Raw genomic sequence first — 17,720 nt, 5'->3', positions numbered from 1 at the left:
TTGACAATCAAGAGACTACAACACACTACTATATATCAAATGAGTATAATGATGCAAAAACTTTTTTAACAAAAATTCTTTATGAATGGAGTGTTGAAACAATGCACTTTTACAAAGATACTGCATTAAATGAAGATAAATGCAAAGTCAATAAAGGTGCTTTTGCATTATCTATTCTTAGAAGCTTCGTTATCAATATTTTACATTTGAATAAAGTTGAAAATATTGGTAGAAAAATTGTTGAAACAACATATGATCTTACAGAAGCTTTAACACTTATTTGTATGACAAGAATCAAGTATGGACTTATTAAATGAATATTAGGGTTGGAATGGGCTATCACACAAAAGAGGATAGAAAAGATCTAAAAACTGCTTTTGAGTACTATAAAGAGCAAGGTCAAATAGAGTTTGTAACTTTTCATCAAAGTTATGGATATGAAGAGTTTATTGAAGGATTGAAAGCAGAAACAGATGAAGATAGTGATATAAAATATGAAGTTAAAAGTGGTATTTTTAAAGAACTTGCAGAAAGAGCAAAAATAAACTTCGAAGATAGCCAAAAAGAACAAACTTTTAAGTTTCAAGAATTATTGTATGACTTTTTAAATGATGTTGAAGATACTTTGAACAATGGTAATGAATATTTTTTAAATCAAAAAGTAACAATTAAAAGTATTAATAAAAATAAACACGGTGATTTTGTATCTTTTACACTTGGGGGAAGCGTAAAAAGTGATCAAAGATTAACAAAAGATATAATCGAAAGAGATTTAAAGAAATTTATAGATAAAGAGATAGAAACAGCAGATGATATAAAACCAAAATTTGAATCAAAAAATAAAAGACATGGTAATGCAATATATTACTTTTTACTATTTGAAGCTATCGAAAAGTTTAAAAATAAACAACATAAAAATTATTATGAAAATTCAGAAGAATTAAAAAACTACATCCTCATCATCGACGAAATAAACAGAGGAAATATCTCCAAAATCTTTGGTGAACTCATAACTCTCATTGAACCGTCCAAGCGATTAGGTGCAGATGAAGAGATTAGAGTTAAACTTCCTTATAGTGGAGATAGTGAAGAGCCATTTGGAGTACCGCAAAATCTTTACATCTTAGGCACTATGAACACAGCCGACAGAAGCATTGCACTCATTGACACTGCACTTAGACGAAGATTTGATTTTGAAGAGATGATGCCAGATTTATCTGTATTGTCAAGTGATGATCAAAAAATAAAAGACTATAACTCTGACGACGAACAAGAAAATGATCTAAAAATAGAAGGCATAAATATTCGTCTGCTTTTAAAGAAAATAAACCAAAGAATAGAGTATCTTTACGATCGAGATCACACTATAGGTCACGCCTATTTTATGTGTTTGAAAGATACTAAAAATGATAAAAAGAATGAATTAGATAATATCTTCAAAAACAAAATCATCCCCCTACTCCAAGAGTATTTTTATGATGATTGGGAGAAGATACAGATCGTTTTAGGCGATCATCCAGAACAATTTAAAAAGAAGACTAATATCACTAACATTAGTGATTATCAATTTATACAAAACAAAGATGTAAAAGAGAAAGATATTTTAGGTTTTGATCATCCTGACATAGATAACGATGGTATCGAGTACAATATAAACTCAAACTTTAAAAAAGAGGCTTACATTAAGATCTATGGCAATTATCCATTAACAAAAGAGAGCCAAAACGATGCATAAACACATAACGCTTAAAGAGTACGGCTATATTTTCATAGGAGAAAAAGACTTAGACAAAACTAAAATAGCTGTAAATAAAACAACCTTTGAGCAGATAGAAAGTTTTATACTTAAAAATAGCGACAGTGTGCAATATCTTAAAATAGGACAAAATAGACATCATAAGTTTTTACAAGCTCAAAACTATGTAGGTGTCATCCAAATAAAGGATGGCACAACCATAGAGATACTTCCAAAAATATCTGATTTAGAAGATGAAGAGTTAAAAGAGATCCTTTTAAGAATGCTCAAAACACTCAAAAACTCCCCTTTTAAAAACTTTAATATGGCTCATCTAAAAAAGTGCAAAATGCCGCTTTTGGAGATCTTTATATCAATGTTTTTAGATGAATTGAGCCACCTTTTAAAAAGGGGCATTAAGAGTGACTACATTTTAAAAGAGGAGAATCTAAGATTTCTAAAAGGCAAACTAAAGATCGGTGAGCAGATCAAAAAAAACTTCATTCACAAAGAGAGATTTTTCGTTGAGTATGATGAGTTTATTAGTGATCGGGTAGAGAATAGACTCATTAAAACAACTCTCCGCTACCTTTATAAAAAATCGAGATCAAATAGAAACCAGCAAAGAATTAGAGAGTTTCTATTTGTCTTTGATGATGTTGGAGTGTCGCATCACATTAAAACCGATTTTGCAAAAGTGAAGCTAAACAGACAGATGAAAGATTACGAACAGGTGCTTTTATGGTGCAAAACATTTCTGCTTGGCAACAGTTTTAGTCCTTACAAGGGAGATGATGTAGCCTTTGCACTTCTTTTCGATATGAATCTGTTATTTGAAAGCTATGTAGGAGACTATTTAAAAAGATCTGGTCTTGATGTTAGTTTGCAAGATAGAGGCAAATATTTAGTTGAAGATCCAAAAACTTTTACACTAAAACCAGACATTGTGATCAATAAAGATAAAGAAGATATGATCATAGCCGATACAAAATGGAAGATTTTAAGTGAAGAGAAAACCAACAATGGCATAAGCCAAGCAGATATGTACCAACTCTATGCATACGGTACAAAATATAAAAACTGCAAAAAACTCTTTTTGATCTATCCAAAAGATAAAGATATAAAAAATAATTATTGTTATAAATTTAAGAATGAACTTAACTTGCAGATACTATTTTTTGATCTAATTGATAAAAATAATATTGAGTTTTATGAAAATTTTGAAAACTTGACATAATGTTGTCATGATGAAACGGCATAATTCTTTTAACTAAAAAATTATGAAAGGTTAAGAATGGATCTAAAAGGGCTGTTTCATCCCAAGTTTTTTGAAGTATTTAGTGAAGATGAGTTGAAAGAGATCTATGAGAGGGCTTTTTGCGCTACTGAAGAGTGCTATGTCATCTTTAATCAGAAATATTTTTTTGAATTGAGTGCTGATCTTGGTGATGAGTTAGAGATCTATTGTGATGAGTGTGAAACTTACGACAAAGGCGAAGTCATAGATAAAGATGAGTTTTTAAAGCGTCTTAGGGCTTATCCACCGCGGGATGGAAAAGTGGTTGAAGTAGATTAAGTGATTGAATCTACCAACAAAACATCATCCCTTTTCAAAAGCTCATCAGTAAAGCCACTTTTAGAGAAAAGTATATATCTTTTTATCGGAAGTTTAAGATTTTTTGCCTTTCTTTGAAGGGTCTCTAAAACTTTCGTTTTTTAATTATTATAATTCAAAAACGAAAGTTTGTCATATTGCTTAGTTTATCAATATCATCAACACTAAGCAGTAAATATTCACTCTTGAATCCTTTATATTTGTCTAAAAGCTTTTTTGATTTTAAGATAAGTTCATTTTGATTCAATCTTTTTGGATTTAGCTTGACTTCGCAAAAAAGAATGGTTTTGTCTATCTCGTCGATGGCTACTATGTCTATCTCATTTTTATTGCCTCTTTCCCAGTATGATCCGATAGTTGTATAGATTTGCTTATCTTTTAGAAGTTCAATAAAGAGTTTTTCCAATATCTTACCCTGAAAAGTAGAAAAATCTCTCTTTATGATCTCTTTAAGTCTAGTGAAGTTTGATGCCTCTATGAGCGATTGGTATTTGTAGATAAATCTAAACCAAAAAGCTAAAAAGTTATCTGAAATCTCATACTTTTGCACTTTTGAGTTTATTTTTGAGCCTATGGGTTTTATGCTCTTGATAATGTGGTAATCATTTTCTAAGCGTGCCAAGTGACCAGATATGTTTCTTTCTAAAATTGACTCTATTTCGCTTCTACTGGTTTTTGAACTTGCTATTAAACTAAGAATGGAAAAGTAAGTACCATACTCTTTTCCAAACTCTTCTATGAGCCTATTTTTACCCTCTTGCAAAAAGAGTGAATTTTCATCACAAATAGCATCACACATTCTCTCAAAATCAAATGCTTCATAAAGTACAAAAACTTCAGTATATTTTGCTACACCGCCTGTTAGTGTGTAAAAATCAAGCAAATTTTTATTTGAATATGCTCTATTGTCTTCTAAAATCTCTTTTAAAACTTTCACTTTAAAAGGTTGTAAATCGATCTTAAAATCAGCCCTTCCAAAAAGTGGTTCATTTGTATCTTCATATATCTTTTTCATCAAACTATAAATTGATCCACAGGCTATTAAATGGATATGTGTTTTATATTTATAGAGATCCCAAAGTTTCTGAATAGATGAATATATAGAGGGGTTTATTTTGCCAAGCTCTTGAAACTCATCTATTATAAGCGTAAAAGAGTGAGTTGTTCCAAGCTCTAAAATATACTCAAAAAGTTTTTCAAATCTATAAATAGTACCAAATATTTTGGTATCTAACTGCAAACTCAACTCTTCAAGAAACTCTTCACACAAAAGATGTTCATCTTTTTTTGATACAAAGAGATATATCTTTTTATCTTTTGTATAGTTTTGCAAAGTAAGAGCCGTCTTGCCAACTCTTCTTCCTATCAGCATGGTCATAACAGAGTGTTTTGACTTTAGTCTGTCAGCCTTAGCTAACAGTTCTAACTCTTTTTCTCTATTGTAAAACTTTTTCATTCTGCTTCCTGAATTATGATAACGTGTGTTATTATAACCAAGATTATCAAAAACTAAAATATTTTTATGGTATTGACACAACGTTGTCATGATGAAATGGCATAATTCTTTTGAAAAATTTCCGAAAGGTTAAGAATGGATCTAAAAGAGTTGTTTCATCCCAAGTTTTTTGAAGTATTTAATGAAGATGAGTTGAAAGAGATATATGAGAGGTCTTTTTGCGGTACCGAAGAGTGCTATGTCATCTTTAATCAGAAATATTTTTTTGAATTGAGTGCAGATATTGACGACGAGTTAGAGATCTATTGTGACGAGTGTACAACTTACAACAAAGGCGAAGTCATAGATAAATATGAGTTTTTAAAGCGTCTTAGGGCTTATCCCCCAAGAGATGGAAAAGTAGTTGAATTAGATTAAATATCAAGAAGAGGCATCAATAAAGTCAATACAAAAACCCAAATAACCAAAGGGGGATTTTATTGCCAAATCCAACTTCAATATCATCAGCTACTACATAACTATTATCTATATCTTTTATCTGTTTAAAGCTTTTATCTTTACCGCCTATTTCAAAAGTGTAAGTATCATCTACTAAAAAATCGCCTTTTTGTGGGTAAGATAGATTATGGTCAACACTTAGCATATTTAAAAAAAACTGCTCCCTAATTGTACCGACATCATTAGTCTGACAATAGACAAAACTGAAGTTTGGATTGTTTAAATATAATTTTTGAGGTTTGCTAAAGATATTATCCCCTTTTGATTTCGCTTTTAGTGAATAAAATATATTACCCATATTTAAATAGTATATATATTGATAAAGCGTATTTCTATTTATACCAATTTTTTTAGATAGATTTGTAATATTTAGCTCATAAGGTTTGCTTTGGCATACTAAACTTACAAGTTGTTTTAATTTTTGAATATTTTGCGGTTCGATATTAAATATTATTGGTAAATCTGCTTCTATGACTGTATTGATACTCTCTTCAAGCTTAAAGGTATATGTGTTTGGATTTTCAAAATAGTATGGAAAATATCCTGATTGTAAATACTCTTTAAAATACTCAAACGGTTTTATTCTATCTAATATCTCATCAACTATATCTATATGATTATTTAAAATATTATCAAGTGTAAATATTGGGAAAGTTATATCTAATTTCAACTCTAAAAACTCTCTAAATGATAAGCCTTTAACTCTATATAAAACTGCTCTTCTGCTTAGATCTGCTTTTTTATGTTCCAACTGCAAAGCACTACTTCCGCTAAATATCACTTGCAGATCCAAAAAATCATATATCTCTTTTAACTCTCTTTCAAAATCCCTATATTTATGTATTTCATCGATAGCCAATACCTTTCCGCCACTTTTACTAAAATCATCTGCTATATCATACAGCGAAGATGCACTTGCAATTATGCTATCGGCACTAAAATATAGTTTTTTGTGCTTTGGTATTTTGAGTAAATTTAAGTACTGGATTATAACTGTAGTCTTTCCAACACCTCTACTTCCAAGTATTCCTATGAGTTTATCACTAAAATCAATAGTGTTATAAAAATATCGTTTATATCTATAATTTTGCAACTTTAATATTTTATTCGACTTTTCAAATAGTTTATTAAGCAATTTTAATCCTTTTTTGCTTTGTGTATTAAGCAAAATAATATAGTTTTATCTATTAATAGATGCTTATAACTTAAATTTTATCTATATCATCAACACTAAGCAATAAATATTCGCTATTGTGCCCTTTATACTTGTCTAAAAGCTTTTTTGATTTTAAGATAAGTTCATTTTGATTCAATCTTTTTGAACTTAGCTTGACTTCACAAAAAAGAATGTTTTTGTCTATCTCGTCAATGGCTACTATGTCTATCTCATTTTTATTACCTCTTTCCCAGTCTACTTATCTTTTAAAAATTCAATAAAGAGTTTTTCCAATATCTTCCCCTGAAAAGTAGAAAAATCTCTCTTTATGATCTCTTTAAGTCTAGTAAAGTTTGATGCTTCTATGAGCGATTGGTACTTGTAAATAAATCTAAACCAAAAAGCTAAAAAGTTATCTGAAATCTCATACTTTTGAGTTTTTGAGTTTTTTTTGAACCTATGGGTTTTATGCTTTTGATGATGTGGTAGTCATTTTCTAAGCATGCCAAATGACCAGATATGTTTCTTTCTAAAATAGACTCTATTTTGCTTCTACTTGTTTTTGAACTTGCTATTAAACTAAGAATGGAAAAGTAAGTACCATACTCTTTTCCAAACTTTTCTATAAGTCTATTTTTACCCTCTTGCAAAATGTGTTTTATAATTTATACAGAATATTTTTATGCTCTTAACATGCTTTTCAAAGAATCATCAGTAAAGCCGCTTTTAGCGAGAAGTAAAAAAGTATATCTTATAGGAAGTTTAAGCTTTTTTTCTTAAAAATTAATAGATTATTTTATTACGACCTGTATTTTTAGCTTTATAAAGCTTTTCATCTGCGTTATAACCACTCTCTACTGTATCTGTAATACCAGCACTAAATGTATAACAAAATCAACTCATATAATATTAATTTATTTAATAATTGTAAATATTAATCTACTAGTGGTTTAATACTTATTATTTTATTACCATCAAAAATGTTTTGAACTGTAGGAAAAGATTTATCATCAATTATAATATCACCTTTTCTTCGTGAATCTTCAAACCTTAATGTTGTAATATACAAACTAAAATTCTGCATTAATTCATCTGGTTCAATTTGTATTTGTATACCTGGTTTAAACCTCATCCCACTGGAAAGTTGTAACACAGTTGCAAACAATATTAATAATGGTGTTTCTTCAGTTTTACCATTATCAATAGCATCAGCTTCTTTTAACATTCTATAAAAGATTGCATCAGGTAAATTTTGTGGCAATAATGCTTCTAGTCCATTTTTCTCAACAACTTCATCAAATTGTTCAAAAATATCCGTAATATTTTCCATTTATTGCCTACCTATAGTTAGTTGATAAAAATTTATAGCACATATACACTTTTAGTTAGTTTAACTATAGGTAGATATATGCGTTCAACTTCAATAGATAAAGAAAAAATGACAGAGATCTACAAACAAATAGGAAAAAATGTAAAAAAAATTCGCAAAGAAAAAAATATTTCACAACTTTCTCTTGCAATGGCTATAGGACACAAAGCTGTTGGTGTTGTATCTATGGCTGAACTTTGTATAAATGGTAAGCATTTTAATATTGAACATTTGATGAAAATTGCAGATGTCTTAGAAGTTGATATTTGTGAATTTTTTAAAAATATCTCAATTAGGTAAATATTTTTATATTCATCCCATAAAAAACTACAATAAAAAAAGATATTAAAAATGATTGAAACTTTTTCCAAAAAAATAACTTTATTTTACTTCATCAAACAAAATTACAATAAGATGCAAAATGACTAAGAAAAAAGCATTTGGTTTTTGGAGTGCTATATTTCTTGGCATTGGCTCTATGGTAGGTGCAGGCATATTTATTGTTATCGGAGAAGCTGGTGCAATTGCTGGCAAGCTTGTTATATTCTCATTTCTAATTGCAGGCATCATTGCTCTGCTATGTGGCTATTCACTAGCAAAACTTGCTATTACCTACCCAAGCCGCGGAGGAATCATCGAATATCTGGTTCAAAGCTACAAAGAAGGATACTTCTCTGGAAGCCTTGGAGTACTTTTTTATTTTGCCCAGTTAGTTGCACTTGCAGCTGTAAGTAAGTCATTTGGGACATATGCCGCAACTTACATATCAAGTGAAGAAAGTCTGTTTTGGACAAATCTTTTTGCATTAGGTATTCTTGGATTTTTTGTCTTGATCAACCTGATTGGCGCATCAATGGTTGCAAAGTCTGAGTCACTCATAGTGTTGATCAAAGTCTCTGTTTTGATTATTTTTACTGTTGCAGCACTTGTATATATTGACCCCTCTAAACTTCTTTCAAGTCATACAACATCAAGCATAAATATCTTCTATACGCTTGGACTAACATTTTTTGCCTATCAGGGATTTAGTGTTATTACAAACTCCATTGAGGATATGGAGAATCCCAAAAAAGTGATGCTTTTTTCTATGATAACAGCAATTATCATTGTAACTATTCTGTACATTGCTATTACCATTGCTGTTTTTGGCAATTTAACACTTAATGAGATCATTAAATCACAAGACTTTGCACTTGCAGAAGCTGCCAAGCCAGCATTTGGTACACTTGGTTTTAAAATAATTGCTGCTACAGCACTTTTTGCGACTGCTTCGGCTATTAATGCTACACTCTATTCTGTAACACAAATTAGTTATGTTTTAGCAAAAAATGGAGAGTTGCCAAAAATTTATGAGCATAATATTTTCCATAACAGTGAAGGTCTTATTATTTCTGCACTTTTGATTGTTCCTATGATCCTTTTTCTAAATCTTGGTACTATAGCATCTATTGCAGCAGTAACGGTACTTCTTATACAGGGATTAACTCATGCAGGGCATCTTTTAAAACTAAAAGAGACAGGGGCTAACCCAGTTATCGTTATTTTAGCAGTTATTGGAACATTTGGAGCTGCAGGATTTGCAATCTACTACTCTTCACAACATACAGCACACTTCACTCTTTATGTAACCATAGTATTTTTTCTGGCATTTGCTGTAGAAGTTGCTTTGCAACTTTTTACACAAAGAAAAATAACCAAACAATTTATATCATCGGAAGAGTAAAGTAGTGTACAATCTGGCACTGCTTTTTATTTTCAGCAGTTTTGGGCTACTGGGATTTGGTTTCTACTTTTTCTTAAAAATTAAAGAGTCTAAAAAGCTGCAACATATACGCTCTTTACCTTTTGATCAAAAGTATCGAGAATATCTTCGTCGAATAGAGCTTTATCGTAATCTTCCAAAAGAGGACAAAGAGCGTATAGAACGCACTATTTTAGAGTTTATCTATACAAAAGAGTTTCTTGGTGTGCAACTTAAGGTTACAGAAGAGATGAAGGTTGTTATTGCCTTTCACGCCTGTTTGCTACTATTTAAATCAAAACTTGGTGGCTGTTATCAGCAACTCAAAACAGTTATCATCTATCCTACTACTGTTGCCATAGAAAATATGCATAATAATAGCGGTATTTATACAAAAGAGAAATTACTCATCGACGGACAATCTACAGGAGATACAGTCGTGATCATCTGGAATAATGCAAAAAGAGAAGCGTATCATCATAGTTACAACAATGTCATAATTCATGAGTTTGCTCATGAAATTGACTTTATGAATGGTGCAGCAGATGGTATTCCACCTTTAGAAAGCTCAAAATATTACGAATGGGTTTCCATTATTTACAAAGATTTTCAAAAGATGTCTCAAGCATTTATAGGAAAAAAAGATATTGGAAAATATAAATTCCTTGGTGAATATGCAGTAACAAACAAAGCAGAGTTTTTTGCTGTAATTACAGAACGTTTTTTTGAGTCTCCAAACATATTGAAAAAAAAGTTCCCAGAACTCTACAATGAGCTTAAAGATTTTTACGGTATTGATCCAATATCAAACATTTTAATAAATAACAGGAGCAACTTAAATTGAAGAAAGATATAAAACATATTTTAATACGTGAACTGCGTCATATTTATGGTGCTGGTATAATCTTTTTTTACTATATGAAATGGCCTATTTTAATCGGTCTACCTATTCTCTATTTTGTATTAGATTATCCATCTAATGATATATTGAACATTCTATGGTTATTCTCATTTATTTTAGCTATTAAAGATTTCATAAAACTAATTAAAGTTTAATGCAATTAACAGTCTTTGGTAGACAATTTTACTAATTTTATATCTTTCTAATAAAAATATAAGCATTATATTATGCATCAACAGAAGGAAGTTAAAAATGTCAATCAATAAGAAAAAAATTATTGTTTTAGGTGGGGGATATGGAGGAATAAAAGCTATTGAAACATTAGCAAATGAAAGTGATAACATTGATGTAACTTTAATTGATAAAAATTTATACCACTATTTACAAACAGAGAGCTATAACTTTGTAGCTTTAAATATATCTCTAAATGATATTACAATATCACTTAATGAACTTATTAAAGGTATAAATAAAAACTTTAACTTTATTCAAGATGACGCAGTCAATATTCAAGATAATACACTTATTTGTAAAAATGGTAAATATGAATTTGATTATTTAATAATAGGTGTTGGAAGTATTACTAAAGTTCCTCCAATTTTTAAAGATAAAAATTTTTATGAAGTAAAAAATTTATCAAATGCAATTCATTTAAAGCAATCGTTTGAAAATACTCTATGGCAACATTTAAATGCTATTTCAAAAAACTCAAATATAGTTGTAATAGGAGGCGGTTCAAGTGGTGTTGAAATAGCAGCAGAAATTAAAAACTATATTAATCAATCCAAAGTTTATGAAAACATCAATGTTACACTAATTGCTGATATGTTTCTATCAGAGCTAGATGAGAGTTCAAAAGAAGAAGTATTTAAAATATTAAAAGATTTAGGTATTGATATAATTCATAAATCTGTTAATAAAATAGAAAATAATAAAATTTATTTAGAAGATCATATTATCAAATATGATTTTGGAGTAGTTGCAACAGGAATAGATACAAATGAATTTATTAATAATCTTGAGTTCAAAAAAGAGAATAAATTTTTAGTTGTAGATGAGTATCTAAGAGTGAGTGACAATATATTTGCAATCGGTGATTGTACAATTTTAAAAGATAAAAACAATAATCCTCTTCCTCAAACTGCTCAAACTGCAGAACAAAGTGGAGTCTTAGCTGCTAAAAATATCATTAGACTAATAAAACAAAAACCTTTAATAAAAGCAGATATTAAAATTTATGGTTTAGCTATTGCTCTTGGAGGAAAGTTTGCTATTGCAATTACTTCTTTTATAAAAATAGATGGTATTTTAGCTTACTTAGGGAAAAAAGCAATAGAGCAGTTTTACAAAATACCATTAAAACTAAAAACAAATTCGTCTTGATCTTTATTTTGAAAAAACTCTTTTTTGTACATACATTCAAAGTATAAACCCAATTCTTTATTGATATTAAAATTACGACAAAACGTTGTCAGAATAGAATGAAATAATTCTTTATATAAAAAATTCCAAAAGGTTGAGCAATGGATCTAAAAGAGCTGTTTCATCCAAAGTTTTTTGAGGTATTTAATGAAGATGAATTAAAAGAGATTTACAAAAAGGCTTGTTGTGGTGGTTATAGTTGCTATGTCATCTTTAACGAAAAATACTTTTTTGAATTGAGTGCTGATCTTGGCGATGAGTTAGAGATCTATTGTGATGAGTGTGAAAGTAATGAAAATGGCGAAATCCTAGATAAAGAAGAGTTTTTTAAACGGCTTAGGGCTTATCCTCTGCAAGAGGTAAAAGTAATAGAAGTCGATGCATAAAATAGTTCCCAATACTGGGAACTATTTCATATTCTCCATATAACCCAATGTATTTTTTATAATTTTAATTAATACTTCACAATATTTCAAAACCTCTTCAAATACATCTACAAGTTCATCTTCAATATATTCGTAAACTATGGTATTTTTAATATCTTTCATAATTCTAAGTTCATCTATATTATCAATCAGACCCCTTTTATGGGCACTATTTACCACATCTATAAGTGTGCCTTGATTCTCAAATTCGTATGCATCGATCGTTCTAAAAATTTTTCTTATTAAAAAATCTATTCCTCTGCTATATCTACTACATAAAGTTTCAAATTTTCCAAACTCATCTATGGTATAGTTATCTTTTATTCCAATCTTTTTACACTCTTCATAAGAAATTTCTATCCATCTTAACTGTTTGATTAAGAGTTCTTTATCTTGCAAAAATTTTTGTTTTATCATAAGCGTACAGCCTTTGGCAATATTAGTTTTACAAATGGTTTTTCCAACTTACTATTGTCTAAGACAATATCTAATTTTTGCTCTCCAAAATGTTTGAAAAACTCTATTCTTAATTTTCGTATATCTTTTTTTGTTAAGCTATCTGAAATAATAAGCAAATCTATATCTCCACCTCTTTTTTCATCATTAACACGACTACCAAAGAGATATAAACGAGCCTCTTTAGACAACTTTTGAAGCTCACTTTTTAAGAGATCGATTTGCTCTTTTGTAATTCGCATTAGCTTTACCTGCTGTTGTATTTATATGAATTATAATAGAAACCTTTGTAAGGTCTTATATTACGAATAAAAATCTTATAAACTTTTTAATATCTTCTGCTGTTTCTTTAAGGTTTTCAAATCTATGACCACCTTTTTCATAGACTTTGCATTGATTTTTCTTTTTAAAAATTTCTTCTGCCTCTCTGTAAAGTTTTTACTTGACACTATGTTGTCATTCCAATAAGCTAAAATCCTTTTATAGTTTCACCCATTCAAAAAAAGGATGCAAAATGCCAAACATTTACGACGAAATAAAAGAAAGAGTAGAAAAGTTCTCAAAAGAAAAGGTAGCAAAGCAACTTGGCTACAACTCATCAAAACATAGCATAAAAGCAATAGACAAATTTTTAAGTTATGATGATCTCTACTCCTGGTTATATGAGAGCGGTTTTTATGACTTCAAATATGATTCAAAACAGTTTTTAAAAAAAATTTGTAATGTAGTTGGCATAGATGAAACTGAGATAGATAAAGAGGTTCAAAAGCAGATTGCACTAAAAAAAGAGATAGATAAATATAAAAACTCTTACATTTTTGTAAACACAAATTTTATAAGAAAGAGTGAACCAATTTTTGCCTTAGCTTTTTGCGAACCAAAAAGAAGAATAAAGATCAACCCTAAAGAGTTTGCTTATAAATCAGATGAAGAGATTTTTCAAATGATCTCTCAAATGGTTGTTAAACATTATAGTAGAACGAATGGCATACTTCAATTGTGGGGTAAAATTGTAAACTATGTTTATCACCATTGCGACGGTAAAGCATATATATTTGATCCAAACGGCAGAAGAATTGAAAATGGAGAGGTTAGAGAAAGCTTAGCAATAGTAACAATAGGATGATAACAATGATAAATAGATCTTTATTAGCTCTGGCGTGTGGAGATAGTTACGGCAGTCACTATGAGATGGATGGTTTAATGGGTGACAGATTTTCAATAAGAAAATTACCAAATAAACCAAAATTTCCAAACATAACAGATGATACAAAGATGGCAGTAATTTTACTAAAACATTATCATAAGTATAAAAAATTAGAAGTCAATATTTTAAGAGATGAGTACAAAAAATGGGCTATAAACGACGGTTTCAAAGATGGCATCGGAATTCATACAAATGAAGTTTTAGTAGAAGGTAAATCAGACAAAGATTCTCAGGGAAATGGTGCTTTAATGAGGAATATACCTTTTGGTTTACAGCTAATTGATTATGGTTATAGCTTTAAAGAGGCAGTAGAACTTATGAATCTCGACTCAGCCATTACCCATGAAAATGAGACTATTTTTTTAGCTAATGCTCTAGCACTTGATCTGGCTATAAATGGATTAAAAGCTATAGAAAAGAGTGAATATAAGAAACTCTGCAATAAATTGCATTATGGTCAAACAGCTTGGGTAATTCACTCTTTACATATAGTCATAGATGCAATGAAAAAGCGTAAAAGAAAATTTATATCCGCTTTTAAACACATTGTTTCGCAAGGTGGTGATACAGATACAAACTGTGCTATATATGGGGCTATTATGGGGTATAAAAAGGATATAACAAAAGAGATAGATTTAAAAGATTTTTTACCTAATGAGCTAATAAATAGGGAAAATGTAAAATGTTAAATGGTAGTGATACAAATGTTGTTTATCTCTCAAAGCTTTTAAAAAATTATAGCGTACATAGAAAATTAATAGATATATTTGATGAAAATCAAATAACTTATAAATATATTGAAAACACAAACGATATTTGGTGCAGAGACTATATGCCAATACAGGTTAACGAAAAGAAGTTTGTTCAATTTAAATATGAGCCTTCCTATTTGAAAGACTCCCCTGGTTTAAAGAGCAATGTTAAGGAAGTTTGTGAAACAAATAATATAGAAGCTATTTTTTCAGATATAAATTTAGATGGTGGAAACGTTGTAGCAAGTGCGACTAAAATCATAATGACAGATAGAGTTTTTGATGAAAATCCACAATACAATAAGATTAAACTGATTAATAAAATTGAAAAGCTACTAGAAGCAGAGGTTATTATAATCTCACAAATCAATACAGATATGACAGGGCACAGTGATGGTATGGTAAGATTTGTAGATGAAAATACAATAATTGTAAATAATAGAGAAAAAGAGTATAAATATGTAGTTAAAAGTATAAATAATGCAGTAAAAAAGCACAATCTTAATTGCATCGATATACCATTTTTTACTTATAAAGACAGAAAACATCCTGAAAATGCCATAGGGTGCTATATAAATTATCTAGAAGTGGGAGATTTTATATTGTTACCTATATTTGAGGTAAACGATGAAGATCAAAAAGTGTATGATCAGTTTAAGACTATCTTTCCAACTAAAAATATAAAAACTATAAACTACAATGAGATCGGTTATCTTGGAGGGTTGCTAAACTGTACAACTTGGTGCATTAAAGAGTAAAACAGACAAAAGGATCAAATATTGGAACAAAGTAAAAAGTGGTTTGAAAACTTGCAAAGTCGATTGGTAGGTAAAGAGGTTAAAGATGTTCAACATATCTTTTATGAATCTGCTAAAGATTTAATGAACAATTTTATTTTAAAAATTGACTCTTTAGAGATTGAGTTGACTGAAATAGAGTTTTACTATTTTGAGTGTCAATATCACGCTGATCTATATGTCCATTTAGATAAACTCCAAAAAGTGACCAGTGGGTATCTTTATGTACATAAAAAGGCTGAGGGGCGAGGTGGGATCGATTTGACATTTGGAAATAATAGATTTTTTGGCGGTATATTGTTAAGAGGTATCAAAGATAGTGATACTTTTGTATCTGGTCCATCAAAAGTTAAAGAGTATATCAGTGAAAAATTAAAAATAGAAGATAAAAATCACAAAGAGTTGCAGGAATTTTTTGGAAAGCTAAGAGGTCAAGACAAAATCTACCTGAAAAAGAGAGATAAGTCAAAAGAGAAGTATGATCTACTGCACTCCGTCAGAGTAGGACTAAATGCTGAAGTTGATGAAACTTTTTGTAAAGCTCTATATAGATTCGTGCGTTTAGACTACTTAGAGGCAAAAAATGATGAGAACTTTACAACATATAATAATTTAAAAGATAGGTCAAAACTAAAAGCTATCTCATACTTGACAAAAGTTTGTGACAAGTTTGCTAATGAAAAAGCGACAATAGATCAAGTTAAAAATGATGAATTACTAAGAAAATATATAGAAGGATGGAACCAAAATTCCAATCTATAATTCTATTGGACTAAAGTCCAATCCCCAAATGGGGCTGGGACTTTAGTCCCACATATTTAAGCAAGTTTTTTAATAAAACTTATGTAAAATAGTGACTTAAGTTTTACTATTGGAAAAACACATGAACTCTAACTTCATTGAAAAAAAATATGGTCGTACTACTAAAAAAGACAGAGAGTTACGCTACGCAAAAACGAATGAACGCATTGCTAAAATTCTTTCACGCCTTTATGCCGGTGAATTACTCTCTATGAAAGAACTTTCTGTAGAGTTTGGTGTTAATTTACGAACTATTCAAAGAGATGTAAATGAAAGATTAATAGAATTCCCAATAAAAAAGAGTGGTGACACTTTTAGTCTTAAATGGCTTGAACAAGTAGAAACATCTTTTACAAAAGAGGAGATTGCTGTCATTGAACTACTTGAAGAGATGAGCAGTAAGCAAGGGATGGAGTTCTACTCTAAAGCTCATAAACTTCTAAAAAAGATTAAATCTACAACATATAACCCATTTTATGCCAAACTAGATATGGAAGATATTGGAGACAAACTTTTTATTACTACAAAGTTAGAGAGTGCCATTAAACAAAAGAGAGTTGTTGAATGCAACTATAAAATGGCTGATAAAAACTATGAAATTGAGATAAAACCCCTTAAAATTGCTAACTTTGAAGGTTTTTGGTATTTAATAGCAATAGATGGAAGAAACGAAATAGTAAAAAAGTATCTTTTAAGAAATATCTCAAATATCATAATAAAAGATGAAACATTCATAGTTTCAGATGAGTTAGATGAGAGAGTAAAAAATGCGGTAAATGTTTGGTTTGATGCTAACTCTAAACCTTTTGAAGTAAGACTGTTCATCTCTAATGAAGTTGCAAAATATTTTAAAGTTAAACCAATCTGTAAAAATCAAAGCATTGAAGGAGAAGATAGTGACGGAAGTATAGAAGTGGTTCTTAAAATTACACATGAAATGGAGATTATTCCAATTATTAAGTACTGGTTACCTCATATAAGAGTTTTAGAACCACTATGGCTAGATGAAATGATTAAAAAAGACCTTACATCTTATTTATCTAATTAAACAAAATTATCTAAATGCATTTGAAAAGCTTCAGCCAAATCCGATGAAATTTTAAATATTTATAAAAAAAAGATTTTGGAAAGATTTTTGCTTGAGTTGACTCAAAAAAATGAGGGGTCAACAATGAAACAATATACAAAAGCAAAAGCATTGCTTGAATCGTTAAAGACAATACCAGATTATAGAGTAGATATAGGAAAGATACAGTATCCATTAGCAGAAGTGCTATTTATGGTGATATTTGCATTACTAAAGGGTAATACAAAATTCAAAGAGATATTTGGGTGGATGGTTTATAATAAAGAAAACCCGATACTTAAAGATATTTTTGAAAAAGATAA

23 protein-coding genes and 1 pseudogene are annotated in these 17,720 nt (G+C 29.6%); 17 read left to right on the top strand and 7 right to left on the bottom strand.

All coding sequences use genetic code 11. The features are described 5' to 3' along the window. The 4 genes and pseudogenes from BM227_RS12810 to BM227_RS11000 all read left to right on the top strand — a co-directional run. A pseudogene (locus BM227_RS12810) lies at positions 1-317 on the top strand (hypothetical protein); the annotation flags it as partial. Then, a complete protein-coding gene (locus BM227_RS11010) occupies positions 314-1,735 on the top strand; it encodes an McrB family protein (protein WP_092913879.1) in 1,422 nt (473 codons plus the stop codon). The pseudogene BM227_RS12810 and the gene BM227_RS11010, both read left to right, overlap by 4 nt. Further along, positions 1,728-2,972: an McrC family protein gene (locus BM227_RS11005; protein WP_092913877.1), complete on the top strand. Its 1,245-nt coding sequence runs from the start codon at positions 1,728-1,730 to the stop codon at positions 2,970-2,972. The genes BM227_RS11010 and BM227_RS11005 overlap by 8 nt, the downstream gene beginning before the upstream one ends. 57 nt (positions 2,973-3,029) lie before the next feature. Next, on the top strand, positions 3,030-3,311 hold the full coding sequence (locus BM227_RS11000; protein ID WP_092913875.1) for a hypothetical protein: 282 nt from the start codon (positions 3,030-3,032) through the stop codon (positions 3,309-3,311). A 154-nt stretch (positions 3,312-3,465) separates the two neighbouring features. Here BM227_RS11000 and BM227_RS10995 read toward each other — a convergent pair whose 3' ends face one another. Continuing rightward, positions 3,466-4,806, bottom strand: a complete 1,341-nt coding sequence (locus tag BM227_RS10995; RefSeq protein ID WP_092913873.1) for an ATP-binding protein — start codon at positions 4,804-4,806, stop codon at positions 3,466-3,468. A gap of 135 nt (positions 4,807-4,941) precedes the next feature. Here BM227_RS10995 and BM227_RS10990 point away from each other — a divergent pair, with 135 nt between their 5' ends. Then, entirely contained in the window at positions 4,942-5,223 is a 282-nt protein-coding gene (locus BM227_RS10990; RefSeq protein WP_092913872.1) for a hypothetical protein, read from the top strand. Positions 5,224-5,248: 25 nt separating this feature from the next. Here the strand turns inward: BM227_RS10990 and BM227_RS10985 are convergent, their stop codons facing one another. The 4 genes from BM227_RS10985 to BM227_RS10975 all read right to left on the bottom strand — a co-directional run bounded on the left by BM227_RS10985 (position 5,249) and on the right by BM227_RS10975 (position 7,790). Beyond that, complete coding sequence (locus BM227_RS10985; RefSeq protein ID WP_092913870.1) at positions 5,249-6,439, bottom strand: ATP-binding protein; 1,191 nt, start codon at positions 6,437-6,439, stop codon at positions 5,249-5,251. A gap of 70 nt (positions 6,440-6,509) precedes the next feature. Continuing rightward, a complete protein-coding gene (locus BM227_RS13255) occupies positions 6,510-6,674 on the bottom strand; it encodes a hypothetical protein (RefSeq protein WP_281244329.1) in 165 nt (54 codons plus the stop codon). Between the two features lie 41 nt (positions 6,675-6,715). Beyond that, the gene (locus BM227_RS13250; RefSeq protein WP_281244328.1) at positions 6,716-6,826 is read right to left on the bottom strand and encodes a hypothetical protein; all 111 of its coding nucleotides are present in this window, start codon (positions 6,824-6,826) and stop codon (positions 6,716-6,718) included. 568 nt (positions 6,827-7,394) lie between these two features. Further along, positions 7,395-7,790: a hypothetical protein gene (locus BM227_RS10975; RefSeq protein ID WP_092913868.1), complete on the bottom strand. Its 396-nt coding sequence runs from the start codon at positions 7,788-7,790 to the stop codon at positions 7,395-7,397. A gap of 108 nt (positions 7,791-7,898) precedes the next feature. On the opposite strand from BM227_RS10975, the gene BM227_RS10970 reads away from it, so the two are divergent. The 6 genes from BM227_RS10970 to BM227_RS10945 all read left to right on the top strand — a co-directional run bounded on the left by BM227_RS10970 (position 7,899) and on the right by BM227_RS10945 (position 12,279). Then, positions 7,899-8,129: a helix-turn-helix domain-containing protein gene (locus tag BM227_RS10970; RefSeq protein WP_245757061.1), complete on the top strand. Its 231-nt coding sequence runs from the start codon at positions 7,899-7,901 to the stop codon at positions 8,127-8,129. A gap of 121 nt (positions 8,130-8,250) precedes the next feature. Then, a complete protein-coding gene (locus BM227_RS10965; protein WP_092913864.1) occupies positions 8,251-9,552 on the top strand; it encodes an APC family permease in 1,302 nt (433 codons plus the stop codon). Between the two features lie 4 nt (positions 9,553-9,556). Continuing rightward, positions 9,557-10,414 carry a M90 family metallopeptidase gene (locus BM227_RS10960; protein ID WP_092913863.1) on the top strand — a complete coding sequence of 286 codons (858 nt, stop codon included), beginning with the start codon at positions 9,557-9,559 and terminating at the stop codon, positions 10,412-10,414. Beyond that, entirely contained in the window at positions 10,411-10,626 is a 216-nt protein-coding gene (locus BM227_RS12805; RefSeq protein ID WP_092913861.1) for a hypothetical protein, read from the top strand. The genes BM227_RS10960 and BM227_RS12805 overlap by 4 nt, the downstream gene beginning before the upstream one ends. A gap of 97 nt (positions 10,627-10,723) precedes the next feature. Beyond that, a complete protein-coding gene (locus tag BM227_RS10950) occupies positions 10,724-11,854 on the top strand; it encodes an NAD(P)/FAD-dependent oxidoreductase (RefSeq protein ID WP_092913859.1) in 1,131 nt (376 codons plus the stop codon). Between the two features lie 140 nt (positions 11,855-11,994). Beyond that, positions 11,995-12,279, top strand: a complete 285-nt coding sequence (locus tag BM227_RS10945; protein WP_092913857.1) for a hypothetical protein — start codon at positions 11,995-11,997, stop codon at positions 12,277-12,279. A gap of 21 nt (positions 12,280-12,300) precedes the next feature. Here the strand turns inward: BM227_RS10945 and BM227_RS12940 are convergent, their stop codons facing one another. Next, positions 12,301-12,735, bottom strand: a complete 435-nt coding sequence (locus tag BM227_RS12940) for a hypothetical protein (protein ID WP_218147951.1) — start codon at positions 12,733-12,735, stop codon at positions 12,301-12,303. Further along, positions 12,732-13,016, bottom strand: a complete 285-nt coding sequence (locus BM227_RS10935) for a nucleotidyltransferase domain-containing protein (RefSeq protein ID WP_092913855.1) — start codon at positions 13,014-13,016, stop codon at positions 12,732-12,734. Before BM227_RS10935 ends, BM227_RS12940 begins: the two co-directional genes overlap by 4 nt. 272 nt (positions 13,017-13,288) lie before the next feature. On the opposite strand from BM227_RS10935, the gene BM227_RS10930 reads away from it, so the two are divergent. The 6 genes from BM227_RS10930 to BM227_RS10905 form a co-directional block, all read left to right on the top strand. Then, positions 13,289-13,900: a hypothetical protein gene (locus BM227_RS10930; RefSeq protein ID WP_092913853.1), complete on the top strand. Its 612-nt coding sequence runs from the start codon at positions 13,289-13,291 to the stop codon at positions 13,898-13,900. A 5-nt stretch (positions 13,901-13,905) separates the two neighbouring features. Next, positions 13,906-14,670 carry an ADP-ribosylglycohydrolase family protein gene (locus BM227_RS10925; protein ID WP_177202049.1) on the top strand — a complete coding sequence of 255 codons (765 nt, stop codon included), beginning with the start codon at positions 13,906-13,908 and terminating at the stop codon, positions 14,668-14,670. Then, entirely contained in the window at positions 14,664-15,491 is an 828-nt protein-coding gene (locus BM227_RS10920) for an agmatine deiminase family protein (RefSeq protein ID WP_092913850.1), read from the top strand. Before BM227_RS10925 ends, BM227_RS10920 begins: the two co-directional genes overlap by 7 nt. A 21-nt stretch (positions 15,492-15,512) precedes the next feature. Next, positions 15,513-16,292, top strand: a complete 780-nt coding sequence (locus BM227_RS10915; RefSeq protein ID WP_092913849.1) for a hypothetical protein — start codon at positions 15,513-15,515, stop codon at positions 16,290-16,292. A gap of 121 nt (positions 16,293-16,413) precedes the next feature. Then, on the top strand, positions 16,414-17,379 hold the full coding sequence (locus BM227_RS10910; protein WP_092913847.1) for a helix-turn-helix transcriptional regulator: 966 nt from the start codon (positions 16,414-16,416) through the stop codon (positions 17,377-17,379). A 123-nt stretch (positions 17,380-17,502) separates the two neighbouring features. After that, on the top strand, positions 17,503-17,720 hold a 218-nt coding region (locus tag BM227_RS10905), incomplete at its 3' end, for a transposase family protein (RefSeq protein ID WP_143089740.1).

The organism is Hydrogenimonas thermophila, from assembly GCF_900115615.1.
Lineage (GTDB): Bacteria > Campylobacterota > Campylobacteria > Campylobacterales > Hydrogenimonadaceae > Hydrogenimonas > Hydrogenimonas thermophila.
The sequence above is the reverse complement of the archived record's forward strand: the minus strand, read 5'-3'. Positions and strand labels throughout refer to the sequence as shown.